We start from the raw sequence: 23,759 nt of genomic DNA, 5'->3' as shown, positions 1-23,759 counted from the left end.
CTCACGCGCAAACGCTCCGCAAAACTGCGGGGCGTTTGCGTCGATTGTCGATCAGCGCTTCCGTTCGATCCCGTCGAATTCTTTTCCGAACGGTTTCGTCACATAGATGAGCGCGGGCGTCATGAGGTAGTCGGCAACCAAAGCTGCCGTCAAACCGATAATCGAAAGCATTCCGATGCGATGCATCGTGGTCATCGGGCTGAACGCGTAGATGAGGAACATGGCGCAGATGATAACCGTTGTCATGCACATCGTCTTTCCGATTTCAAGATAGGTACGCAAAATCGCATCTTTGTAATTTCCGTGTACTTCGTAATAATATTTGACGTGATTGATAAAGTGAATCGTATCGTCGACGGCGATGCCGAGTATCATCGGCATGATCGTCATCGTCATCATATCGAGCTGGAAGCGGAAATAGCCCATAATGCCGGCGAGAATGATGACCGGTGTGATATTCGGGATCATTCCGATGAGTCCCGTCCGAATGCTCATAAACACGAGGATGAGCATCGCAGCGATCATGATAAACGAGCCTGCAAACGATTTCAATTCTCCGCGTACGATTTTTCCGTTCATTTCGGCAAACTCGGCGACCGCTCCGATAGCGGAAACTTCGGCGCCGGGGAAAAGTTCTTCGGCGGCTTTTTCCGCATCCGCGATGTTCGATGCGATTTGACTGCTGTTGTATGTCGCGAGGTTGACATTGACGTATGCCATATTGTAATCGGCGTTGAGCCAATCGTAGAGCCGAGAGCCGCCGGTTATTTCGTACAGGAAGAGTTCCTGTGTCAAAAGGTCTTCGTCGTCGGGGATCGAATAATACGCCGGATCGTCTCCGTTCAGCATGCGGTTCGTTTCTTTTACGATGTCGAGCACCGATTTGACGCGGGGTTTCCCGTTCGATTTTCTCGTCAAACTTAAATTGCCGAGCGTGTTTTCGAGCTTTTCGAGTGCGAACATGCGTTCGGGTTTTTTGAATTCATCGACGTCGGGATATTCGATTAATATTTTATACGAATACACCGAACCGAGCTGCGTCTCCTGCAGTTTTGCCAAGCGAGCGATGTACGGGATCTTTAATCCGAGCATTTCGATATAGTCGAGCGTTACGCGGATTTTAAAAATTCCCGGAATAAAGACGACGATCATCGCGAAGCCGACGATGAGGACGGCTTTGCTGTGTTTCAACACGCGTTTTCCGAACGACTCGAACGCGAGGTCGGCTTTCGTCATTTTTTGCACCGTTGCGCTTTCTTCCTTTTTTTTGTCTTTGCCGAACGAAAGCAGCACGGGGATCAGGATGATCGCGTAGAGGAAAACGACCAAAACGGTTGCCGACGATGTCAAGCCGAGCCATTTGAGCGGACCGATGTCAACGAGGGCGAAAGAGATGAGGGATGCGATCGTCGTGAGCGCGGTAAAAAAAAGCGGCCAGCCGGTTTCTTCGACCGACATGATGACCGATTCTTTTCGAATACCCGTCTGTCTGAAATGCAGTTTGAACGAATTGATGTAGTGGATCGAATAGCCGACCGACAGCGCCATGCCGAGCAAGATCGGAATCGTCATCATATTTTGATCGGCTACGATGCCGAAATATGACATAAAACCGAACACGACGCCGATGCCGCCCACCGTCGAAAAAAGAGGGACGATGAGACCGCGCAGCGAGCGCACGAATAAAATCAAACAGATGATCATCGCGATAAAGCCGCTGAAAAGGTTCCGCGACATTTCTTTTCTCATGACGTCGGATTCTTCGCACTCCGTGTACGGCGTTCCCGCGCAGATAAGATTCCATTTATCGCTTTGCCACTTCGGGTCTTCGAGCAGCTTGTGTGCGGCTCTGCCTGCTTTGTACATGCCGGTGCGCGCTTTATTGTCTTCTTCGCCGTAGCCGTACAGATAGAGGATGACCCAAGTTTCGGTCGCATCTTCGGAGACGAGTTTGTTTGCAATCGCTTCGCGCGAGAGTAGAAATTTTTTGATCGATTCCATCTCCGCTTTGCCTTCGGCCGTGTGCGTGTCGGGTATGCCGTCTTCGAACGGCGTGACGACTTGCATACCGTCATCGGTACCTTTTGCGACCGAAACTTCGACGACGGACATGACATCGCGTGCATAGGGAATCGTTTCCATCATTTCGTTTCCGAGCCGGTCGATCATGTTGAGCACGTCGGAATCGAATACGTCTTTTGTCTGAACCAAAACCGTGATGACGTCTTCGTTGCCGAACGTCTCTTCAAAGCGATCGGTTGCGAGTTTGATTTTCTCTTTGTCACCGAACCAGTCTTCCTGCAGATCTTCAGCGACGAATTTTCGCAAACCCGAAAGCCCGACCGCGGTAACGACAAACATCGCGAGCAAAAAAAGCCATCGAAATTTTACTTGGATTTCTCCGAATTTTCGGAACGCTTTGTTTATTTCCAATACTTTCATAGAAGCTCCTGTTTCGTTGTTAGCTTATGCTAATTGTATTATTGTGTCAAGAACAAAAAAATCTGCCGATCGAAACGGAAAATTTTTATCGGCTTATAATGTACGGCTTTGCATAAAAAATTTGACAACCTGAAAAAGCGGATTTATACTGTTTTATATTGCGGAATCGGAACATTTTACTATGCTGCCGGATCGACGCCGCAAAAAGGAGGATTTTTAAAATTATGGAAAAAAAAGAAAGTTTCAAATTGGGTCTCTTGCCGCAGCTCGGCTTGGGAATTCTTGCCGGCGTACTGTTGGGCTTGTTCGTCCCCGCTTCGGTGATGGGTATTATTGCAACAATTAAAAAATTGCTCGGTTCGCTCATCTTTTTTGCCGTTCCGCTCGTCATTTTCGGCTTTATCGCTCCGGCAATCTGCGATCTGAAAGTAAATGCAGGAAAGATGCTCGGTTCGTTTTTACTCATATCGTACGCTTCGGCGGTCGGCGCATCGCTGTTTTCAACGGTTGCCGGATACATACTGATTCCGTTCCTGCACGTTCCTTCGCAGGCCGCCGCGCTGATTGAAGTTCCGGCGACTCCGTTCGTATTGAATATCCAACCTATCATGCCGGTTATGACCGCGTTGCTGCTTGCGATTTTGGTCGGTATTTCGGTTATCTGGACGAAGGCTGCGACCGTCGAAAAAGTGCTGAAAGAAACGCAGGCGATGGTACTCGCAGTCGTAAACCGCGTTATCGTGCCGATATTGCCGTTCTTTATCGCGACGACTTTTGCAGAACTCGCATACAGCGGCAGTTTGACGCGCCAGCTTCCGGTATTCTTGAAGGTTATCGTAATCGTATTGATCGGACATTTTATTTGGATGACGCTGCTCTATCTCATCGGCGGCGCGGTTTCAAAGAAAAATCCGTTGGAAGTCGTAAAGCACTACGGCCCTGCGTATGCGACCGCCGTCGGTACGATGTCGAGCGCGGCGACGCTGCCGGTCGCATTGCAATGCGCACATAAATCGAGCGTTTTGCCTTCGGATATCGTTGACTTCGCCATTCCGCTCGGAGCGACGACGCATTTGTGCGGATCGGTTTTGACCGAAACGTTTTTTGCCATGACGATTTCCCAGCTGCTTTACGGTTCCGTCCCCTCGGTCGGAACGATGATTTTGTTTTCGTTTCTGTTCGGAATTTTTGCCGTAGGCGCGCCCGGTGTTCCCGGCGGAACGGTTATGGCGTCTCTCGGTATCGTCATCAGCGTGCTCGGTTTTAACGAAGTCGGTACGGGATTGCTCATTGCGATTTTTGCGCTGCAGGACAGCTTCGGTACGGCATGCAACGTAACCGGTGACGGTGCCCTTGCGCTGATTTTACGCGGCCTTTTTTACAAACCCGACGGGACGATAAAACAGGCGGCAAAGAGTGCCGATTGATCGCTTTCAGCCGGTCCGAACATAGGGCTGCAGTATTTTATAAAGTACCGTGAGACAGTCGATATCTGTTCGAATCTCATCGATATCAATAATTTTGTCGCCCTCGCCGAAGCGCCGCACGATATTTTTATAAAAATATCGTGCGGTTTCAATGTGAGGATATGCGGTGATTGTACTTTGTGAGAAAAGGGAATATTTTGTACGGCGTTTTTGTCGATTATTCCGCCTGCGATATGCGTACAATCAGTCGCGGACGAGCAGCAAAGCCATTTTGAATTTGCCTTCCGCTTTGACGTAGTGCTTGCCGTTTTTATCGAACTTAAAGTTTTCGCCTTCGTGAATGCGGTACTCTTTTCCCTCATATCCGATAATGCCTTCGCCGTCGAGACAGAATATAATCGCGTCTCCGGGGGCGGAATGTTCGGACAATCCCGTTCCCGCGTCGAAAGCCATAATCACAAATTTGGTTTTGTCGCTGTCGATAAGATCCATGTTTACAATCTTTCCGTCTTTATAGGGAAGAAGATCCTTTAATGCGAAAATTTTTCCGCTTTTTAAAATGTCGTTCATAACACACTCCTTATCTAAAAGTATTTCCGAATATATGCATCCCGTTTTGCTTCGTATGCCGACGGGAATATTCTGCGGTACGATGAAAATGTCACCGCGTGTAAGCGCTTGCGTTTCCGCCGTCAAATACAGCACTTCGGCGCCGCCTTCTTCGATCTTCCAAATTTTCGGATAGTCGTAGCTTTCGGGGCTGATGTTCGTGCCTGCCGCGATCGAAAAAACGCTCATGCTGCACGCGCTGCCCTGCAGCACCTTTTCCGAAACCGTACACCCCTCTACCGGTGCATTGTCTTTTGCGATGGAAAATATATGTCTGCTTTCCAACATATCCGCCTCCGTAAATCGTCTGCAATAAACATACTGTAAATCCGCTGCCGAATCCGTTGCACAGGCAACAAAAATATTGGAGCTATGCAAAATCGATTTGATTAATAATTTATGGAAAAAGTAATAATTCGTATCTATCAATCGGTACCGCTGGAGTTTTTCCGTACACATCGTGCATCGGGCGATAAACTGCCGGTGCGGCAAGTTCAATTCAGCGTTATCGTTTTTCCTTCAATTTGAATAATTCCTTCACGATTCATGCGGCTCAGCTCGCGCGAGACGGCGCTTCTGTCGGCAGATATGAATTGTGCGAGTTTTTCGCGCGTAAACGGCAGCGTAAACGGATTGCGGTGCAGCGCGTTTTGCGTGAGATGCAGATAAAACAAAAGCTTGTCGCGGAGCGTCGGCTGCGCTAAAAGCTGAATTTTCATGTTGAGGTGCTGAATGTCGCGTGCCATTTCGCGCAACAGATTTTCGAGCACGATTATGCGGTAGGGGCAGCCGCACCGATTGGTACCGTCTTCCGAGGGAAGTTGAATAAACAAAACCTTTGTCTTTTCCGCGCTGATAATGCGCAAGAACGGGTTTGCCTGTCTGAGACAGCACAGCGCTTCTCCGAAAGATTCCCCGCGCCCGATTTCTTTGCGCAGCACGGTTTTGCCGTCAACACCGATTTGTTCGACGTGAACGCTTCCTTCGACGACGATTCCCGCATAAGAGACTATATCGCCGGAACGGTATATCTCTTGCCCGCACTCGAAGGAGCGGTAAAATCCGCGCAGGCAGGCGATCGCTTTGTCTATATCTTTGGCGGGAATCCCTTTGAATACCGCCGTTCGCGCTAAAAACGACGTGTAAAAATTCAGCATTTTTTCCCCGTTTGTTGCAGCGGCAACGGAATTTATTATTCGTGCGGAGGATTTAATACCCCGGCGCTCTGCGCCGTAACAAAGGGGATTAAAGCCGACTGCGATACCTTTTGAGAACGACATACCTCGCCGTAAACCAGCGAGGTATGTCGATTAGTTTATGCTAACTTTTAGACAGTGTCAATCATCATATAAATCATCCGTACATTCAGTTTTAAAATATTGACGGATAGCCTATCTCATATATAATATAGATTATGAACGGACCGGTTGTCGTCATAGATACAAATGTGATTTTATCCGCATTAAAAAGTATCAACGGGCAATCGAACCGATTACTGCAAAAGATAAATACGGGCGTATTTGATTTTGCGTTGTCGGTACCGCTTGTTTTGGAATATGAAGCCGTTCTAAAGGAATACCTAAATCGAGCGGATTATTCGGACGAGGTTATCGACGATTTTTTGGATTATCTTTGCCGCGTCGGTAAACACATAGAATTATTTTACCTGTGGAGACCGTATTTAAAAGATCCGTATGACGATCACGTATTGGAAGTTGCAATTCAATCCAAGAGTGAATTTATAATAACGTATAATAAAAAAGATTTTAAGGAAGCGGAATCTTTAGGCATAAAGATAGTGACGCCGAAAGAATTTTTGAAATACATGGGAGAAAAGACCGAATGAGTACTTTGAGTATCAACATCCCCGATTCCTATCATGAAATGGTAAAGACGGTATCGCAAAAAGATAAAATTTCAATAAATCAGTTTATAGCTTCGGCGATCGGCGAAAAGCTGTCCGCAATGCAAACCGCCGCCTATCTTCAAAAAAGAGCGGAAAGAGGTTCGCGGGAAAAATTTCTGGCGGTTTTAAATAACGCGTCGAATACCGAACCGGAAGAATACGATAGGTAAAACGACATAAAATTACCGTATTGATATACCGGTTCAATATGCCCTGCTTTGAGGAGATAATTTTTATGGATGAAAATACACATGAGGCTAAAAAGGTAGGTGTTTTCAAGCGAGTACTGAACTCTTTTCTTGAAGAAAATATTATATCGCAAATAATGCATCTTATTGCGATTTTAGGTTTTCTAAAAATATTATGTGATTTTTGTATAGATCAAACATATAAGCAAAATGCAAATATTTTTTATAAAATGCCGACGGAGTATTTTGCAATCAATTCGAATAAGAATTTATTTTTAACGCTATTGTATTTAATCTTGATAGTTTTTATCGGATCACCTGTTATAGTAAAAAAGATTTATCCGATGGAAAAAGAGGGTGCAATTACAAAATTTGCAAATTTGTTTCTTTTATTGACTTCCGTTTTCCTTCTATGGCTTTTCGATATAGGGGCCATAAGGTCTTTCTGTTCAAATCAGAATAGTCCAAGATGGATTTGTTGGATTTCGGGTAAATGCGGGTGGGTAACGATGATTGTTGTTGCCTTTTTTTGTTTTATGGCTATATGGGGCTTATGCAATATAGAAGAATTGAGGCCGAAAAAGGTGAGGTTCTTTATCTTTCTGATTTCCTGTTTAATTTCCGGCGGAATATCTGTTGCGTATTTTATCAGCGCCAATGAATTTATTATAGAACCATCCCGTAAGGTTTACTATGAAACGTTTGTCGATGCGGAGTACGGCAATATGGCGGTTATTTCAAAAATAAGCGATCAAACGAAACTTATTGCGGTAAACTATGAAATAAAAGACGGTTCACCGAATATTCTGTATACCAGCAAGTATATCGTGCTGCCGGTGGAAGGGAAATTTTTTAGACGAAAGAAAATCGGCCCGAATCCTGAAATAAAATAGTCTTTACGAACGGCTTTTCCGACTCTTTATTTTCACAAAAATTCAGCATTTTTTCCCCGTTTGTTGCTGCGGCAACGGAATTTATTATTAGTTTATGCTAACTTTTAGACAGTGTCAATCATCCGGAGGTATCAGAGATGAAAAAGATAGTGTTTGCTGCGGCCGCGCTGTTTATTGCGCTGAACTGTGCCGCCTTTGCAAAGGAACAGGTAATCCGCATCGGTATGCCGAAAGCGCCGCCCGCTTTGCCCGTTTTGCGCATGATCGAATCGAATGCGCTCGGCGAAAACGTCAAAATCGAATATACGATTTGGGATGCGCCGGAAAAACTTATCGCGATGGTACAAAGCGGCGATTTCGATATGTTTGCGTTTCCGCTGACGGTTGTCGCAAAGCTGTACAACAAGGGCGTTCCCGTAACGCTGACGAATGTGGACACGTGGGGCGTTTCGTATTTTTTGACGACCGATCCCGCGCTTAAAAACTGGTCGGACTTAAAAGGGAAAACCGTGTATGTCCCGCTGCAGTCTTCTCCGCCCGACGTTATCACGCAGTTTTTTATGAAAAAAGCAGGTCTTACGCCGAAAAAAGACGTAACGATTATCTACTCTTCGCGTCCGGAAATCGCGCAGATGATGGCCGCCGGAAAAATTCAATATGCGACGATGATCGAGCCGCAGGTTACGGCGATTTTAATACAGAATAAAAATGCGCGTGTCGCGTTTTCGTTCGAAGAAGAATGGAAAAAAGTTACCGACGACAACACGATTATTCCGAATGCGGGTTTCGGCGCAAAAACAAAATTCATAAAAGACAATGCCGAACTTGTCGCACGCTTTGAAGCGGAATACGAAAAGGCGCTGAACTGGGTGCTGCAAAATCCCGACAAGGCGGCTGCTCTTGCCGATTCCAAGCTCGGCATGAAAGCGCAGGTTGTGCAAAGAGCGATTCCGCGCATGGGGCTTATCTATAAAAACGCATACGATGCGAAAGCCGACTTGCAGCAGTTTTGGCAGCTTTTAGTCGATTTTGATCCGGCGACGATCGGCGGAAAAGTTCCCGATGAAAAAATCCTCTATAAAAAATAACTGCATAGCGGCGCTCGCCATGCTTGCACTGTGGCAGGTGCTCTCTTTGGCGTACCCGCCGCTTGTAGTACCGCCGATTCCGGCCGTCGGTAAAATACTTGCACGCATTTTGTCCGCTCCCGATCTTTTGCACGAAGCGGCAAAAACTTTGGGCAGGCTTGCCGCCGGGCTTTTTTTCGGCATTGCGGCGGGCTGTCTCGTCGGCTATGTGTGCGGCATGTGCAAAACGTGCCGGGAACTGTGCAAACCGGTTCTCGGCGTGCTGCAGGTTGTGCCGCCCGTTGCGCTGCTTGTGCTTGCGATTATCTGGTTCGGTTTTAACGGAAAGCCCGCCGTCCTTATCGTCGCGGTTGCGATTTTTCCGATCATCGCGATTTCGGTGCAGGATGCGGTTTTGCACGTAGACCGAAAACTGCTTGAGATGGGAACCGTCTTCAAATATACGAAAAAGCAGCGCTTTTTTTTAATCACGTGGCCGTCCGTAAAGCCGCAGTTTTATTCGGGCTTGCGGATCGCCTTGGGTACCGCATCCAAAACGGTCGTTATGGGCGAAGTGCTGACGACTTCTTCCGGCATCGGCGGGCAAATTGTGAACGCGCGTTTGAACATCGAGCCGGAAGCGATTATCGCGTGGACGGTCGTGTCGGTGTGCATGTACTATGTGCTGGAAGCCGCCGTCGCCCTGCTGTTTGTGCCGAAGGAACAAAAATATGCTCAGCGTAAACAATCTTAAAAAAATCTACAACGGCAAAACGGTTATCGACCGTCTTTCTTTTTTTGTGAACGGCGGCGATATTGCGGTTATCGTCGGGCCTTCCGGCTGCGGAAAGTCGACGCTGCTCAATATTGTCGCCGGTCTCGATACGAATTTTGAAGGCTCGCTGCAAACGGGCGGAAAAAAAATCGGCTATGTGTTTCAGGAAGACAGAATTCTTCCGTGGCTGACCGTCGCACAAAATATCAAATCGGTAAATCCCGAAGGCGATGATAAAGAAGTGCAGCGCTTTATCGATATGGCGGGCCTTACCGGATTCGAGCGCTATTACCCTGACGAACTGAGCGGCGGTATGAAGCAGCGCTGTTCGATTGCGCGCGCTCTTTATTACGGCAGTGAGCTTTTGCTTATGGATGAACCGTTCAAGTCGCTCGATTACGGTATCAGACATAAGATGATCGCCGATTTGCTTGCGATCCATCAAAAAGAAAACAATACGATTTTATTCGTTACGCACGACATCGAAGAAGCGCTTTCGGTTGCCGACGTTATTTTCGTGTGCAAAAAAAATCCGATGCGCCTTGCCGACACGATCGACCTGCACGATAAAAGCGAACTTACGCCCGCAAAAAAGCAGGAATTAAAAGACGGGATTTTAAAGATAATAGCAGCGTGAGGGCGACAGCCGTAACGCTTTTCAAGGGATGCCGCTGTGGCTGCGTCCGGAAGTTTTCTGCGCACTTACATCACACACAAAAAAACCGCCCCAAGCCGGAGCTTTTTCCGATTTGAGAGCGGTCAGATTAGTTTAATTTGTAATAAAACAGGGGCAGGGCGACACCCCCGTTCAGGGCAGGGGTTTCTCCCTGCCCCTATAACCCCATCCTTCTTCCTCGCACTTCCAAAGGGGACACCCCTTTGGAATCCCCAAACCGGAGGTTTGGGCGGTGCTCAATTATTATCCCTTATTCCTGTGCCGCAAGGCAAATGCCGAGTGCTTCGCCTTCGGCGGTGCCGAGTTTGTTCTCGGTAAGGGTTCCGTCTGCCGCGATGTGCCACCACACGGGTTTGAACTTGTGGCCGGTGTCGTAATAAAAGCCTGCGGCATACAAGTCATCGCGGCCGGTGCACAGTGCATACACTCCGCTACTAACGGTTGAAAGCTCTTTGTACAGCGATGCGTTTGTTCCTTCGATTTTCCATACTGCGGCTTTGGAGCCGCCGTCGTAGTCCGTCTGTCCTGCGGCATAGACGGTGCCGTTACACACGCACAGGGCATAGACTCCGTTGGCTTCGGGAACGGTAATCGAGGTAACGGTCGTGCCTTCTACCTTCCATAAGTTTCCTGCTGCAACATAGACCGAAGAGCCTGCCGTACACAGGCCGTACATCATGCCGGTAGAAGTACCAGCACCCTGACCGTCACGACCCAATTCCAGTTCGCTCACCGTGCCTGCATCAGTCACTGTCCATAAAACGACGGTGGTTTTGTAGGTAGTCCCGTCCTGTTTATAACCTGCCGCGTACAACTTGCCGCTCTCTGCGTACAGTGCGCGGACTTTCGTAAGGTGTATCTGGGGCGATTCTTTACACAAATAGGTTACGACAGGGTTGGCAGTGTCGCTGATGTCGGTAATGCTTGCACCGCTGTCAGTGCCGTCATACGTGTGGCCTGCAACAAGGGTTTTCCCCTTATAAAAGGCGATGTCATACGCCATGCTCCACCGGTTCGTGCCGAGCCAGTGCAGGCTGCCGTCTTTTTTCCACACGCGCGGATAAACAGAACCCCAGTTTTCCTCGCCTGCAATGTATACGTCCTTTCCCTGTGAGCGCACTGCATACGGAGATACTTCGCCGGGGGCAGCTTCGTGTGCGCTCAGTTGTGTAGGCGCGTCGTTTTTCCATACGTAGGGTTTGTTATCGCTTGTTCCCGTAACGTACACGTCGACGGGGACGGTTTTAAAGTGCACGGCGATGTCGGCATCCGCCGTTACCGTATGGCTGTACGTTGCATTTGTTTCTCCCGCGATGTCGCTGCCGCCGTCCGTCCATTTTTCCACCGCATAGCCGAGATCAGCCTCTGCGGTAAAGGTTACGGTTTTACCCTGTTCGACCGTATCGCCCGAATGGATTTCCGTACCGTCAACTTCGGCTGTAAGCGTACCGTGTCCGCCGTCTACGCCGAAATCGATAGTATAAAGCTGCGCCCAGTTTGCGGTATATTCCGCATTTGAAGCGGGAAAGACGAGCGGTACAGGCAGCGCGGGAGTCCATCCTTTAAAAACGAAACCCGCTTGTACGGGATCGGGAGCTTCCAATGCCGTGCCGTATTTACCTGTTTTTACGACATCGGCCGTATTGCCTGCAATGTTACCGCCTGCAAGTTTAAAAGTTACGTTCACCGTTTTGCGCTCGTAATAGAGTTTTATAACAGTGCTACCGTCGGCGGCTATCGTGCCGTTTTCCTGCACGGTGCCGTTTATTTCGGTGAGGTTCGATTTGTAGGTAAAGCCTTCGTAGTCTCCGCCGATTTTCGGCGTGTATACGACGGGGTCTCCCGCCGTGCCGCTTTTGTCTTCGCTTTCCGTCGGCGTTGCAGGATAGGTGCCTTCCGTTTTTTCCCGATAGTGCTCTACCGTATACGAAGCTTGGCCTGCCGGAAGCGCTTCGAAGCTCACTTTGACATCTGCCGCCTTTGTTACGATGAGGGTATGGGTAGTCGTCGTATTGCTTATAACGGCGCCGTCTACCTTCCATTCTTTTACTTTGTGATTTGCAGCAGGCGTCGCCGTAAAGGTTACGGTTTTGTTCTTTTCGACGTTTACGGGACTTACCGCTGTTTCCGGTATGCCGTCCGCCTTTGCTGTGAGCTTTCCGTTTCCGCCTTCTACGCCGAAGGTTACCGCGTACTTTGTCGGCGGCGCGCTTGTAAGCTTAAACTTCACCGTTACGCTTACCGGCTGCACTACTTTTATCTTTGCAATCGTGCTGCCGCTTCCTCCGGTTCCTTCTTCAAAGGTACCTGCGTCTATCGACCAAAAGTCAACGTTGTGCGTCGCGGGATTGTCCGGTGTTGCGGTAAACTCGACGATTTTGCCCTGTTCCACCTCATCGCCCGAACTGATTTCGCTTCCGCCGACCGTCGCTTTGATCGTACCGTTTCCGCCGTCCACGCCGAAGGTTACGGCGTATTTAGTTGGCGGTGTGGGCGGAGTGCCGCCGCCCGAATCGCTGCCGTTGGAGCAGCCTGTAAAAACGAGCGCTGCGGCAAAAAGCAAAACGCCGGCCGCTGCAATCGGTACTTTTTTTAAAAGGGCTTTACCGAGCTCCCCCCCCCCTATACAAACGTACAGGGTTCGATTTTACTTTGTTCATCATAAACCTCCTCTGAAAACTTTTACAGGATGCACGACTTCCGATGTCGAATGCCTCCGGCATCCTATCGGTATTATAACATATTCCGCTGATTTTCACAACTTTTATTAATTATTTATCGAGGACACGTGATATTTTCGTTTTATTAATTATTGTTTTCAGAGCGGGCACGCCGAATCGGAGATGTGACGAATCGCTGCCGCGCGGGACGGCTCGGCTTACAGTTGTTCGATTTCCGCTTCGGTGAGACCGGTAATCTTGCAAATGTCTTCAAGCGGATAGTGCATAGCAAGCATGGTTTTTGCCGTTTCAAGCGCTTTTTGATGTAAGCCTTCGGAAAGACCTTTCGCTTCGCCTTCTTGTAATGCTTCCTCCCGCTGCACGGCTATGTCCACGTCGTAATCGTATTCGGCAATTAACATATTCATCACCTCCCGGCTTTTTCGCTGCAGATACTCCCGCAAGATGTCGTTTTGTATGCACTCTTTGATCGCGTTCTTAAAGCCGTTTTCACTGTCGAGCTTCGTGTGTTTCCGTACGGCATCTACGAACAGCGTGTACTCTTTTAACGGTTTGCACGTATGTAAGATTTCACTTCCCTTATTATAATTGATATTCGTCACGCTGACAACGAGTTCGAGAGAGGGTTTTTCGGGCATCGTCATAAAGGCATCGGAGAGGCGTAATGTCACGGTTTCGGGGTAATCTTCTTCCCCGTTATAGAACACGTAGAACTCCGGCGTCGGAATCTTTTTAAGCCTGCGGAGATAGCGGTCGCGCGGGTTTTGAATGAGTTCGTAGAGACGGGCTGCGTACTGTAAAAATCGCAGCGGCATGTTGGCGTTGATTGTAGATTGGTGTTCTACCAATACGATGATCTTTCCGTCGACGAGGCAGGCGACATCGTTGCGGAATGCCATATACATCACCTGTTCGAGCCGCAGCGGTTCGAGTTCCGTCGATGCGTCAAGCTCTGTCCCATGCAATGCGTTGTAGAGAGCGAGGAAGTTTGCCTTTGCGTTTTTGTCTTCGCCGAAAAAATCGACAAAGACCGAATCCTTATACCGACGATTATGCTTTGCCATAAAACCTCTCAAAAAACTTTTGCAGGATGCTTCAGCTTCCGAAAAAGTTTTTTCTGTGCGCGTGCCTCGCAACGAGCGCGTAAGCGCGAAGTTTCAAGCGGCGCACATGTACTATAAGTCGAGTTTGCGACGCAAACTCGAGATACAAAGCGACGACGCTATTTCAGACGGCGCTTTGTATCATCCTCCAAGAAATGTCTGCTATATATATCGCGGAGATGTTGCGATTTCGGAGTTTTTTGAGGCAATTTTGGAAAAGGAGCTACGGAACCGCCGTTTGGAATATTTCCGTATATTTTTCATAAAAACCGCGTAATTTGTTAATTTACGGGCGATATATAGTTCAGCGGCTTCCTTGCCGCGCTATCTCAACAACTGAGGATATCCCCATGGAATATACCCATAAACCCGTCGACGAACTCTCCTTTACCGACGACTTTATGTTCGGCACGGTCATGAAAAACAAAATAATTTGCAAAGGCATCATCGAGCGTCTTTTACACATCAAAGTCGGTAAAATCGAATATCCCTCCCTGCAAAAAACGATAGCACCGTTTTACGAAAGCAAGGGCATACGCCTCGACGTTTATGTTTCCGACTCGGAGCGTGTCTTCGATATAGAAATACAAACGTCACTTCCGCCTTTTCTTCCCAAACGTACGCGCTATTATCAAAGCCTTATGGATGTCGATAACCTCTTGAGAGGACAAAGCTACGCTGAACTGAAAGAAAGCTACGTCATTTTTATTTGTACGCAGGATCCGTTTAACAAAGGCTTACCCGTGTATACATTTTATAACGTATGCAGTGAAGACGACGGTATTTTTCTTGATGACAAATCGTATAAAGTATTTTATAATGTGAGTGCCTACGGTAAAGAAGATGAGCCTGAATTGAGCGCCTTATTGCAGTATCTTTGCAAGAGGCGGGCGACGAGCGGTTTTACACAGCGGATCGATGAGCTTGTCGAAAAAGCGAAACGGAACGAAAAGTTCAGGAGCGTATATATGTCGTTAAATATACGGGAAGATGACTTACGCATGGCAGGTGAAAAGATCGGCTTTGAGCGGGGAATACGCAAAGGCCGACGCGACGGCATTGCTGCGGGAGCTTATCAAAAAGCACGAGAGACGGCGAAAATTTTATCGGGTATGCAAATGAGTCTTGAAGCAATAGCAAAAGCGACCGGCCTCTCGGAAGCGGAAATCAAAAATTTATAAGAGCGAGCAAATCCGAGCAGTGCGCAGGATTTGTGAGCGTCTCTTATAAAAGAAAAACGCTGTAGGCGTTTTTCGCCTCACGACTTAAAAGAGCAAATCCGAGCAGTGCGCGACTTGCAACGAGCACGAAGTGCGAAGTTCCCCGCGCCACTTGCAACGAGCACGGAGTGCGAAGTTCCCCGCGCCACTTGCAACGAGCACGGAGTGCGAAGTTCCCCGCGCCACTTGCAACGAGCACGGAGTGCGAAGTTCCCCGCGCAGGATTTGTGAGCGTCTCCTATAAAAGAAAAACGCTGTAGGCGTTTTTCAACTCACGACTTAAAAGAGCAAATCCGAGCAGCGGTCGTTCGCAGTACATCCGTGTCCCGCTCACTACCGTATTTTTGCGTAGCAAAAATACGCGACTATTTTACAAAAATACGACACGGCCTCCGTGCCGTGCGTCGAGCGCGGAGTGCGAAGTTCCCCGCGCCACTTGCAACGAGCACGGAGTGCGAAGTTCCCCGCGCCACTTGCAACGAGCGCGGAGTGCGAAGTTCCCCGCGCGACTTGCAACGAGCACGGAGTGCGAAGTTCCCCGCGCAGGATTTGCTCGCGTCTCCTATCACACTGCGCGCCGTAAACGTCACACTGTGTGTCCTCATAAGGAATTGCAGTCGGCTTGTATATCTTTTGTTGCATTCGAAAAGATAAAGTATAAAAACCTACGCCCGGCCGGAGCGGTGCCGCAGGCAGCCACCGGAGCGAGCGCAAGCGAGCGAGGAGGCCGAGCGTGAGTGAGCCGCGGAGGGCGGGATCTTCCGATACGTGTCGTCCGAAAAAATTAATAATTAATTATGAGCGGTACTAAAGCCGGTTTCGGATCGCGTCGATAAATTCCCACGAGTTGAGCACGCGCTTGGGCGCAGGGGAGGCGAGGCGCGCTATGTCACCGGTCATCTCTCCGTCTTCGATTGTCGAAAGCGTCGCCCTTTCGAGGCGTCGTGCAAAATCGGTAAGCGCTTCGGTGCCGTCGAGTTCGCCGCGTTTTGCGAGCGCGCCCGTCCATGCGAAGATGAGCGCGACGGGATTAGTCGACGTCTTTTCGCCTTTTAAGTAGCGGTAGTAGTGTTTTTGCACCGTGCCGTGAGAGGCTTCGTATTCGAATGCGCCTGAGGGGCTGACGAGTACGCTTGTCATCATTGCGAGGCTGCCGCACGCGGATGCGATCATATCGCTCATGACGTCTCCGTCGTAATTTTTGCACGCCCACAGCATACCGCCTTCGCTTTTCATAATGCGAGCGACGGCGTCGTCGATGAGCGTGTAAAAATAAGTGATGCCGGCTTTTTCGAAGCGCGTTTTGTATTCGGCATCGAATATGCGCTGAAAGATTTCTTTGAACGTGCCGTCGTAGGTTTTCGAAATCGTGTCTTTTGCGCCGAACCACACGGGTACGTTTTTGTCGAGCGCGTAGGTAAAACAGCAGCGGGCGAAGTTTTCGATGGACGCGTCGAGGTTGTGGATACCTTGGATGATGCCGGCGCTTTTCATGTCCATGATCGTTTTGCGGATCTCTTTGCCGTCCGTTCCCGTAAATACGAGTTCGGCTTTTCCCGCTCCGGGCGTGCGGATTTCACAATTTTTGTATACGTCGCCGTATGCGTGCCGGCCGAGCGCAATCGGTTTTTTCCAACACGAAACGGACGGGTTGATATTGTCTACGAAGATGGGGGTGCGGAACACGGTGCCGTCGAGTTCCGCGCGGATGATGCCGTTCGGACTCGGCGTGAGGTGCGAGAGTTTGTATTCTTCCATGCGCGCCGCGTTCGACGTAATCGTCGCGCATTTGACGCCGACGCCGAGTTTTTTTATCGCTTCAGCCGCATTGTAGGTTATTTTATCGTCGGTTTCATCGCGCTTTGTTAAACTTAAATCGTAGTATTCGGTTTTGAGATCGACGTAAGGGGAAAGCAATTTGTCTTTGACGAGCTGCCATAACACGCGCGTCATTTCGTCTCCGTCGAGTTCTGCGACGGCGTTTTTCATCGGTATCTTGGTCATGGCAATGAGTATAACTTCTTTCGCGCGCATCGTCCAGCTTGCGGTTTGACCTGCGTTCTTTTTGCCGATGTCAGTGTCGGAACGGCGACGCTGCATTTCGGCTGTACTCCATGCGTAGCTTTTGCCGTTTTGCGTTTTGTTGCACTGTTTTGCGCGATTCGCTAAAATGCGTTTATGATAGAACGAAACCGATGTTTTGCCAATCTCACCGCAGGCTACCTTTTTCCCGAAGTTGCGCGCCGGAGTAAAACTTACGCGGCTTCTCACCCCGATGCGAAGCTCATCAGTTTGAGCATCGGCAATACGACGGAACCGCTCGAAGGGCACATTTCAAACGCGATGTCGGACTATGCGCGTGCCCTTGCGACTCCCGAAGGTTATTCGGGTTACGGCGACGAACAGGGGCTTTTCGAACTCCGCAAAAAAATCGCCGAAACCTTTTATGAAGGCATTGCGGAAGCCGACGAAGTGTTCGTGTCCGACGGTGCAAAATGCGATATTGCGCGCATACAGCTTTTGTTCGGATGCGGAGTGCGCGTCGCCGTGCAGGATCCCGCATACCCCGTGTATGTCGACGGATCGGTGCTCATCGGTGCGGCGGGCGCGGCACATAACGGCGCATACGAGGGTATAAGCTATCTTCCGTGTACGCCGAAAAATAATTTTTTCCCCGATTTAACAAAAGTGCGCGACAACAGCATCATCTATTTTTGTTCGCCGAACAATCCGACGGGCTACGCGTCCACGAGAGAAGAGCTCGGCCGCCTCGTCGATTTTGCAAAGGCTCACGGCTGTATCATCGTATTCGATGCGGCGTACGCGGAGTTTATCCGTACGCCCGGACTTCCGAAATCGATTTTCGAAATAAGCGGCGCGCGTACCTGTGCGATCGAAATCAATTCGTATTCGAAGCCTGCGGGATTTACCGGTGTCCGGCTCGGCTGGTCGGTCGTACCGAAAACGCTTTTATATGCCGACGGAAATCCCGTCATCAAAGATTGGTCGCGTGTTATGACCACGCTTTTCAACGGCGCGTCGAATATCGCGCAGAGAGGCGGGCTTGCAGCCCTCGATCCCGAAGGTCTTGCCGAAATGAAAAAGACGATCGATTATTATCTTGAAAACGTCCGTGCAATCGGAGAAGCGCTTTCCGGCGATAATTTTGCAAGAGCGGGAGTGCGCGTTTACAGCACCGGAAACTCGCCCTACCTTTGGGTGCATTTTCCGAAATACACGAGCTGGGGAATCTTCGATAAAATTCTCGACGAATGCCGCGTCGTAACGACACCCGGTTCGGGGTTCGGAGAAGCGGGCGAAGGCTTTTTACGTTTCAGCTCTTTCGGTCATCACGAAGCCGTAAACGAAGCGTGCGCGCGGCTTTCGGAACTGAAGTTGTAAATTAATAATTATTCGTGCGGAGGGTTTAATACCCCGACGCTTGCGTCGTAACAAAGGGTATTAAAGCCGACTGCAACCACCTTATGAGAACAACACCCCCGACGCTTGCGTCGGGAGTGTTGATTAATATAATTCTTTTGCCGCACGGCAAAGCGAGCGGCGGTGTTTCGCACTTACAGCTGCATTTTGTAGCCGAAGCTGCACTCGAATGCGGAGGCGGGAGAATTGTTTATCAAATCGGAAATGCGGACTTGCAGCATCGTACGGAATTCTCCCCGTCCGACTTTTACCGCCGCATACGGGGATGCGGTGATTGTCGGCAGGGAAGTGAACAGATCGATAAAATTCTGCACATCCATGTACGTTTTGTCTTTAAACGAAAGCGTGTTGTGGATCCCGAATTCGAAACGCTGCGCGCCGATATACACCGAAGGATTGCAGATCGTAAGATTACAGCCGAGCGTGTCGCGGATAAAAAGCAGCTCGCTCACCGTATCGGAGGGGAGGCTGAATACGGCGAACATCGTTTGGTACGACGATATGTGCGTTCGAAATTCCGCAAGAAGATAGATGCTTTCGATATCGAACGAAAATGTGTCCGAACCCTGCTCGAGCGGCAGGTCGTATACGCCGGCCTGCATAAAAAGCGAGCAGGGCGTATAATTGTTGCCGATGAGCATCGTGATGCCCGCGTGTGCATACAGAGAGTCGATGAGGAGAAGTACGTCTTCGCCCGCGCCGTTTTTGTTTTTCATCGGCGAATTGATGCCTGCTGCGGCATCGAGGATAAAATACTGATAGGCGCACGCAAAGCGCGCGTCGACGTTCAGCACGAAATTGTTGTCGGGGTTTTCGCGGTTGACGTAGAGGTAGCCGCCGCTCGCTACGGGCGTGCTCGAAAAGCATACGATATCGGAAATGCCGATGCCGAACAGCGGGCACACGATTGAGCCGGACAGCCCGAGCCAGCTTTCGGTGATTTTCGATGAAATCGCTTCGATGCCGAACTGCCGCCGTAAGAACAAATCGGAACCGATCGGCTCGTACGTACCGGCGAAGACGCTGAAAAAATTGACGCTGTCTAAAAATTGTTTGCGATAAATCAGGGACAGTTCGTCGATTTTAAAATCGGCGGGCGTTTTATTGAAAATCGTATTGTCGATGATGTCGTCGGTGCGTATCGAAAATTCGGCACGGGCGATGAGGTTGTTCGCCAAATTGAATTGTCCGGCAAAAAACGACTGCAGTTTGAGCTGCATATCGAAAGAACCGCCCGCATTTGCAAATCCGAGGTCGGCTTTGATGCCCGTATAGCCTGAAAAAAATCCTGCGGCGAATCCGCGATGAGCGAGCAGGGCAGATAATACGTATATGATACAAAGCGTTTTTTTTCGATTCACGGCGGCGCTCCTGATAAAAAAATCCGTAAAGATTGTCTCTATACTATCGGCAGAAAGCGCGTATAACTGTATCGGAAGCGAGTCGGAAAAAATACGCAAATTTTCGCGTTAAGCGCTTGAATTATATTGGTTTACGTATATAATAAAGAGTATGAGCGATTATCTTGATCCCAACAATGAAGAGCTATTGAAAGATTTTTTTGCCGAAGCCGAACAGCAGGTAGACAATCTTGAAAGCAATGTGTTGGTCATAGAAAACGATCCGACGAATCACGAAGCGATCGACGAAATTTTCCGCGCTGCGCATACGCTGAAAGGCGGTTCGGCGACGGTAGAGATGAATGAAATTGCGTCGTTTACGCATTCGGTCGAGGATATGCTCGACGAAATTCGCTCCGACAGATTAAAGGTTACCGAACCGGTTATCGATGTGTTGCTCAACGCGATCGACGTTATTAAAGCGATGCTCGAAGCGCGTACAAACGGTTCCGTGTATTCGAAAAATATCGACGATCTTATCGATACGATTCATTCGTATATTTCATCGAAAGGCGGAAAAGCTCCTGCCGCAAAATCTGCCGCTCCGAAAAAGACGACGCCGAAAGCGACGCTTCCGAAGCCCGCCGACTCGGGAGATGCGGCCTTTGTGCGCCCCGAACTTTCTGAAAGTGAATATCTTGAACTCAAAGAAGCCTGTCAAGGTTCGCAGTCGCTGTGGTGCGTCGCCGTCAAATTCGACGAGAGCAATCCGATGAACAGCGTCGGCGGCATTCAGGTTTTTGCCGCGCTGAAATCGATCGGCAGCGTTTTAAAAACCGTTCCCGATTTCGACGCGCTGTATGAAGATACGTTTTACGAAAACGTGTACTATTATATCGCGACATCGGAAACGCAGGAAAAGATCGAAGATACGGCATTTCTTGCCGACGTAACTCTTGTCGACGATGCGCAGCGTATCGATTCGTTTGACGGGTCGGACAATAGTGAAGAATCGGAGGCTGCCGTTTCCGCGTCCGTCTCCGACGAACCGCAAGCGGCGGAATCGACGGAAGAAGCCGTTTCCGCAAAACCCGCTGCCGCTCAGCCGGCACAGGCTCCCGCCTCTCATGCGGCGCAAACCGGTTCTATACTGCGTGTGGATTCACGGCGGATCGACTATCTGTTAAATCTCGTCAGCGAAACGGTTATCACAAAAGCGGCGTTTAATCAGCTTTCCATGCAGCTCGTCAATTCGTTTGTCATGTTCCAAGGCATGGAAGCGAGCTATAAAGAAAAGATGCGGCAGTTGTTTGAAATGCTTCCGCAGTATCTCGATAAAATCAAAAACGGTACGTCTGTCAAAGACGTCAAAGATGAGATTTTAAACAGCTACGGAGATCTGGCGAATCTTTTCGATGCGTATGTTTCCGAAGTCAAAAGCGCGACCGAAAAATTCCGTTCGTCGACGCAAAATCTCGGACGCATTTCGAGCGAATTGCAGGAAGGCGTCATGAAAATCCGCATGGTTCCGATCAGCCAGATTTTCAGCCGCTTTCCCCGCGTCGTGCGTGACTTGCAGCGCGATCTGAATAAAAAAATCGATTTAAAGATTGAAGGCGAAGATACGGAGCTTGACAAATCCGTCATCGAAGATCTGCTCGATCCGATCATGCACTGCGTGCGCAACTCCGTCGATCACGGTATCGAATCTCCCGGCGATCGCAAAAAGGCGGGCAAACGCGAAACGGGTACGGTGTTTTTAAAAGCGTCGAACGAAGGCAATATGATCATCATCGAAATATCGGACGACGGTGCCGGTATCGATGTGCAGCGCGTCCGCCAAAAAGCGGTCCAAAAAGGTCTCATCCATCCCGATAAAATTCTGACGGATCAGGAAGCGTTCAATCTCATCTTCGAACCCGGGTTTTCGACGTCGGATAAGATCACGAACGTTTCGGGGCGCGGCGTCGGACTCGATGTCGTCAAAACGATGATCGAAAAACTGAACGGTACGGTATTCGTCACGTCGGTAAAAGGCCGCGGTACGACGTTTACGATCAAACTGCCGCTGACTCTCGCGATCATACAGGGGTTGCTCGTCAGAGTCGGAAGCGAAGTGTATTCGATTCCGATCGCGAGTGTTATCGAAAGCCAGCGTATCAAGCTGAGCGAGATAAATACGATCGACAATTACGAAGTGCTCAATGTGCGCAACGAAGTGATCAGCATTTTGCGCTTTTCGCGCCTGTTCAATATCCGTGAAGCGGAAATTGACGACGACGGCTATTGCTTTATCGTTATCGTCGGCTCGCAGGAAAAGAAAATCGGCATTATGGTCGACGGACTTATCGGCGAAGAAGACGTCGTTATCAAACCGCTGCGCGACCAATTTACCAATTCGCCCGGCATCGCAGGCGCGTCGATACTGGGAGACGGTTCCGTATCGCTGATTATCGATGTAAGCCAGTTGCTTGAACTCGGTGTGCGCAAAGAAATCAATGCCCAGCAGGCGATCGGTGCAAAGCGGTGAGTGAGGTTGCGATGGAAGAAAAGACAATACAGGATCGGCTGAAAAACGCTTTCGCGGTGGCGGAAGCCGCTGCCGTAAATACGCGCGGCTCTCTATCCGTCGTCGATTTCAGAATGGTGTCGTTTTCGCTTTCCGGAAAGGATTACGGTGTCGATATCATGCACGTCAGGGAAATCGCAAAAGCGGGACAGTTTACGTACGTACCCAACACGCTTCCGTTCGTGCTCGGCGTATACAATCTCCGCGGCGATATCATTCCGATTATCGACTTGAGGCTGTTTTTCAATATCCCGGTTCCTGAGCGTACGGACAAAAAAGACAAACTCGAAAGCTTGCTCATCCTTTCCGTCGGGGAGCAGACATTCGGCGTCGTCGTTGACAAAATCGATAAAGTGCTCGGTGTGCAAAAGAGCAAAATTCAACCGCCGCATCCGCTGTTCGGCGATATCAATATCAAATATATTTCCGGTATCGTCGAAGCCGAAAAGCGATTGTATATTTTGCTCGACGTCGCGCGTATTTTCAATTCGCGTATCGGCGATGAAGAAAAAGATCGCACCTATGCGAAGCAAGTGTTCGAGTCGCCTGTTCCCGATGCCGTACCGCAGCTGCGGACTTCCGCCCGCAAAAATGCCGCCGATGCGATGAACGACCGTGCCGCTGCCGCTGCAAAACCGTCCGCTTCTCAAAGGCAGAGCTCATCCGATACGTCCGCGCAGGATTTGAAATTCATTGTCGAAAGCTTAAGAACGTATCGAAAATTTACGGTGACGCCGCTCAACGAACAGTGGGTCAACGCGCGCTTCGATTCGTGGAAAGAAGAGCGCGGTAAGGGCAAGTCGCAGCTGCAAAACGAAAACGACGCGGATCTCTTTTTGTCGCTGTTTTGGTCGCCGGGCACGGGCGCATGGTGGACAAAAGCCTATGCCGACGCCGTGTACAAAGCGCTGCCCGACAACACTGCAAAACAAATCTGCGTGTGGAATCCCGGCTGCGGCAAGGGCATGGAATCCTATTCGCTCGCGTGTGTACTGCGGAAAAAATATCCGTCTGCGAGGCTTCGCATCTACGCGCAGGATACGGATTTGCTCAGCGTATCGAACGCGCCGCTCGTTTCCATACCGAACGCTGTCGCATCCGATTGGTATGCGCCCTTTTTGTCCAAAAAGGCGAACGGCGACTATACATTTACACAAGACGTAAAAGATAGTATTATGTTTGAGTATCACGATTGCCAGCATACGAATCCGTTGCCTGCAATCGATATTATCTTTGCGCGAGACGTTTTGTCGCTTTTGCCGCAGAGCGGACAGGAAACCGTCATTGCCGATTTCGACGAAAAGCTCAAAGCGAACGGTATCGTCATTGTGGGCGAAAACGAAACGCTTCCGGCGGGATCGGGTTTTGTTGAAAAGACCATAGGTGCACTGAAAGTGTACACAAAAAATAAATAGACAAGGG

At 49.5% G+C, this 23,759-nt stretch carries 18 protein-coding genes; 11 read left to right on the top strand and 7 right to left on the bottom strand.

Features of this window, described 5'->3' with window-relative positions; all coding sequences use genetic code 11:
* Positions 1-51: 51 nt before the first annotated feature.
* Entirely contained in the window at positions 52-2,442 is a 2,391-nt protein-coding gene (locus IZU26_RS03510; RefSeq protein WP_433276819.1) for an efflux RND transporter permease subunit, read from the bottom strand.
* Positions 2,443-2,666: 224 nt separating this feature from the next.
* On the opposite strand from IZU26_RS03510, the gene IZU26_RS03505 reads away from it, so the two are divergent.
* Positions 2,667-3,869 carry a dicarboxylate/amino acid:cation symporter gene (locus tag IZU26_RS03505; protein ID WP_310823046.1) on the top strand — a complete coding sequence of 401 codons (1,203 nt, stop codon included), beginning with the start codon at positions 2,667-2,669 and terminating at the stop codon, positions 3,867-3,869.
* Positions 3,870-4,112: 243 nt separating this feature from the next.
* Here IZU26_RS03505 and IZU26_RS03500 read toward each other — a convergent pair whose 3' ends face one another.
* Positions 4,113-4,766 carry a cupin domain-containing protein gene (locus tag IZU26_RS03500; RefSeq protein WP_433276817.1) on the bottom strand — a complete coding sequence of 218 codons (654 nt, stop codon included), beginning with the start codon at positions 4,764-4,766 and terminating at the stop codon, positions 4,113-4,115.
* Between the two features lie 206 nt (positions 4,767-4,972).
* Positions 4,973-5,635, bottom strand: coding sequence for a Crp/Fnr family transcriptional regulator (locus IZU26_RS03495; RefSeq protein ID WP_433276815.1), 663 nt, complete (start codon positions 5,633-5,635; stop codon positions 4,973-4,975).
* A gap of 257 nt (positions 5,636-5,892) precedes the next feature.
* Between IZU26_RS03495 and IZU26_RS03490 the strand changes: the two genes are divergently transcribed.
* From IZU26_RS03490 to IZU26_RS03465, 6 genes are all read left to right on the top strand, one after another.
* The gene (locus IZU26_RS03490; protein ID WP_433276813.1) at positions 5,893-6,324 is read left to right on the top strand and encodes a putative toxin-antitoxin system toxin component, PIN family; all 432 of its coding nucleotides are present in this window, start codon (positions 5,893-5,895) and stop codon (positions 6,322-6,324) included.
* A complete protein-coding gene (locus IZU26_RS03485; protein ID WP_433276811.1) occupies positions 6,321-6,554 on the top strand; it encodes a hypothetical protein in 234 nt (77 codons plus the stop codon). Before IZU26_RS03490 ends, IZU26_RS03485 begins: the two co-directional genes overlap by 4 nt.
* A 65-nt stretch (positions 6,555-6,619) precedes the next feature.
* On the top strand, positions 6,620-7,465 hold the full coding sequence (locus IZU26_RS03480; protein ID WP_433276810.1) for a hypothetical protein: 846 nt from the start codon (positions 6,620-6,622) through the stop codon (positions 7,463-7,465).
* A gap of 137 nt (positions 7,466-7,602) precedes the next feature.
* Positions 7,603-8,553: an ABC transporter substrate-binding protein gene (locus IZU26_RS03475; protein WP_433276808.1), complete on the top strand. Its 951-nt coding sequence runs from the start codon at positions 7,603-7,605 to the stop codon at positions 8,551-8,553.
* Positions 8,528-9,286, top strand: a complete 759-nt coding sequence (locus IZU26_RS03470) for an ABC transporter permease (protein ID WP_433276806.1) — start codon at positions 8,528-8,530, stop codon at positions 9,284-9,286. The genes IZU26_RS03475 and IZU26_RS03470 overlap by 26 nt, the downstream gene beginning before the upstream one ends.
* The gene (locus tag IZU26_RS03465; RefSeq protein WP_433276804.1) at positions 9,264-9,944 is read left to right on the top strand and encodes an ABC transporter ATP-binding protein; all 681 of its coding nucleotides are present in this window, start codon (positions 9,264-9,266) and stop codon (positions 9,942-9,944) included. Before IZU26_RS03470 ends, IZU26_RS03465 begins: the two co-directional genes overlap by 23 nt.
* 289 nt (positions 9,945-10,233) lie before the next feature.
* Here IZU26_RS03465 and IZU26_RS03460 read toward each other — a convergent pair whose 3' ends face one another.
* On the bottom strand, positions 10,234-12,546 hold the full coding sequence (locus IZU26_RS03460; protein ID WP_433276802.1) for an InlB B-repeat-containing protein: 2,313 nt from the start codon (positions 12,544-12,546) through the stop codon (positions 10,234-10,236).
* Positions 12,547-12,861: 315 nt separating this feature from the next.
* A complete protein-coding gene (locus tag IZU26_RS03455; RefSeq protein WP_433276800.1) occupies positions 12,862-13,728 on the bottom strand; it encodes an Rpn family recombination-promoting nuclease/putative transposase in 867 nt (288 codons plus the stop codon).
* 389 nt (positions 13,729-14,117) lie between these two features.
* Between IZU26_RS03455 and IZU26_RS03450 the strand changes: the two genes are divergently transcribed.
* The gene (locus IZU26_RS03450; RefSeq protein ID WP_433276799.1) at positions 14,118-14,948 is read left to right on the top strand and encodes an Rpn family recombination-promoting nuclease/putative transposase; all 831 of its coding nucleotides are present in this window, start codon (positions 14,118-14,120) and stop codon (positions 14,946-14,948) included.
* An 846-nt stretch (positions 14,949-15,794) separates the two neighbouring features.
* Here the strand turns inward: IZU26_RS03450 and IZU26_RS03445 are convergent.
* Positions 15,795-16,991: an NADP-dependent isocitrate dehydrogenase gene (locus IZU26_RS03445; RefSeq protein WP_433277000.1), complete on the bottom strand. Its 1,197-nt coding sequence runs from the start codon at positions 16,989-16,991 to the stop codon at positions 15,795-15,797.
* A gap of 174 nt (positions 16,992-17,165) precedes the next feature.
* On the opposite strand from IZU26_RS03445, the gene IZU26_RS03440 reads away from it, so the two are divergent.
* On the top strand, positions 17,166-18,389 hold the full coding sequence (locus tag IZU26_RS03440; protein ID WP_433276797.1) for an LL-diaminopimelate aminotransferase: 1,224 nt from the start codon (positions 17,166-17,168) through the stop codon (positions 18,387-18,389).
* A 173-nt stretch (positions 18,390-18,562) separates the two neighbouring features.
* Here the strand turns inward: IZU26_RS03440 and IZU26_RS03435 are convergent, their stop codons facing one another.
* The gene (locus IZU26_RS03435) at positions 18,563-19,789 is read right to left on the bottom strand and encodes a hypothetical protein (protein WP_433276795.1); all 1,227 of its coding nucleotides are present in this window, start codon (positions 19,787-19,789) and stop codon (positions 18,563-18,565) included.
* 151 nt (positions 19,790-19,940) lie between these two features.
* On the opposite strand from IZU26_RS03435, the gene IZU26_RS03430 reads away from it, so the two are divergent.
* Positions 19,941-22,298 carry a chemotaxis protein CheW gene (locus IZU26_RS03430; protein WP_433276793.1) on the top strand — a complete coding sequence of 786 codons (2,358 nt, stop codon included), beginning with the start codon at positions 19,941-19,943 and terminating at the stop codon, positions 22,296-22,298.
* A gap of 11 nt (positions 22,299-22,309) precedes the next feature.
* Positions 22,310-23,752: a CheR family methyltransferase gene (locus IZU26_RS03425; RefSeq protein WP_433276792.1), complete on the top strand. Its 1,443-nt coding sequence runs from the start codon at positions 22,310-22,312 to the stop codon at positions 23,750-23,752.
* Positions 23,753-23,759: the final 7 nt, after the last annotated feature.

Source organism: Treponema sp. SP13 (assembly GCF_050938355.1).
Taxonomy (GTDB): domain Bacteria; phylum Spirochaetota; class Spirochaetia; order Treponematales; family Treponemataceae; genus Treponema_D; species Treponema_D socranskii.
The sequence above is the reverse complement of the archived record's forward strand: the minus strand, read 5'-3'. Positions and strand labels throughout refer to the sequence as shown.

Coding starts and splice junctions, on each gene's coding strand:
- IZU26_RS03510 (WP_433276819.1), bottom strand. CDS start 2,442: ATGAAAGTATTGGAAATAAACAAAGCGTTCCGAAAATTCGGAGAAATC.
- IZU26_RS03505 (WP_310823046.1), top strand. CDS start 2,667: ATGGAAAAAAAAGAAAGTTTCAAATTGGGTCTCTTGCCGCAGCTCGGC.
- IZU26_RS03500 (WP_433276817.1), bottom strand. CDS start 4,766: ATGTTGGAAAGCAGACATATATTTTCCATCGCAAAAGACAATGCACCG.
- IZU26_RS03495 (WP_433276815.1), bottom strand. CDS start 5,635: ATGCTGAATTTTTACACGTCGTTTTTAGCGCGAACGGCGGTATTCAAA.
- IZU26_RS03490 (WP_433276813.1), top strand. CDS start 5,893: ATGAACGGACCGGTTGTCGTCATAGATACAAATGTGATTTTATCCGCA.
- IZU26_RS03485 (WP_433276811.1), top strand. CDS start 6,321: ATGAGTACTTTGAGTATCAACATCCCCGATTCCTATCATGAAATGGTA.
- IZU26_RS03480 (WP_433276810.1), top strand. CDS start 6,620: ATGGATGAAAATACACATGAGGCTAAAAAGGTAGGTGTTTTCAAGCGA.
- IZU26_RS03475 (WP_433276808.1), top strand. CDS start 7,603: ATGAAAAAGATAGTGTTTGCTGCGGCCGCGCTGTTTATTGCGCTGAAC.
- IZU26_RS03470 (WP_433276806.1), top strand. CDS start 8,528: ATGAAAAAATCCTCTATAAAAAATAACTGCATAGCGGCGCTCGCCATG.
- IZU26_RS03465 (WP_433276804.1), top strand. CDS start 9,264: ATGCTCAGCGTAAACAATCTTAAAAAAATCTACAACGGCAAAACGGTT.
- IZU26_RS03455 (WP_433276800.1), bottom strand. CDS start 13,728: ATGGCAAAGCATAATCGTCGGTATAAGGATTCGGTCTTTGTCGATTTT.
- IZU26_RS03450 (WP_433276799.1), top strand. CDS start 14,118: ATGGAATATACCCATAAACCCGTCGACGAACTCTCCTTTACCGACGAC.
- IZU26_RS03445 (WP_433277000.1), bottom strand. CDS start 16,991: ATGACCAAGATACCGATGAAAAACGCCGTCGCAGAACTCGACGGAGAC.
- IZU26_RS03440 (WP_433276797.1), top strand. CDS start 17,166: ATGATAGAACGAAACCGATGTTTTGCCAATCTCACCGCAGGCTACCTT.
- IZU26_RS03430 (WP_433276793.1), top strand. CDS start 19,941: ATGAGCGATTATCTTGATCCCAACAATGAAGAGCTATTGAAAGATTTT.
- IZU26_RS03425 (WP_433276792.1), top strand. CDS start 22,310: ATGGAAGAAAAGACAATACAGGATCGGCTGAAAAACGCTTTCGCGGTG.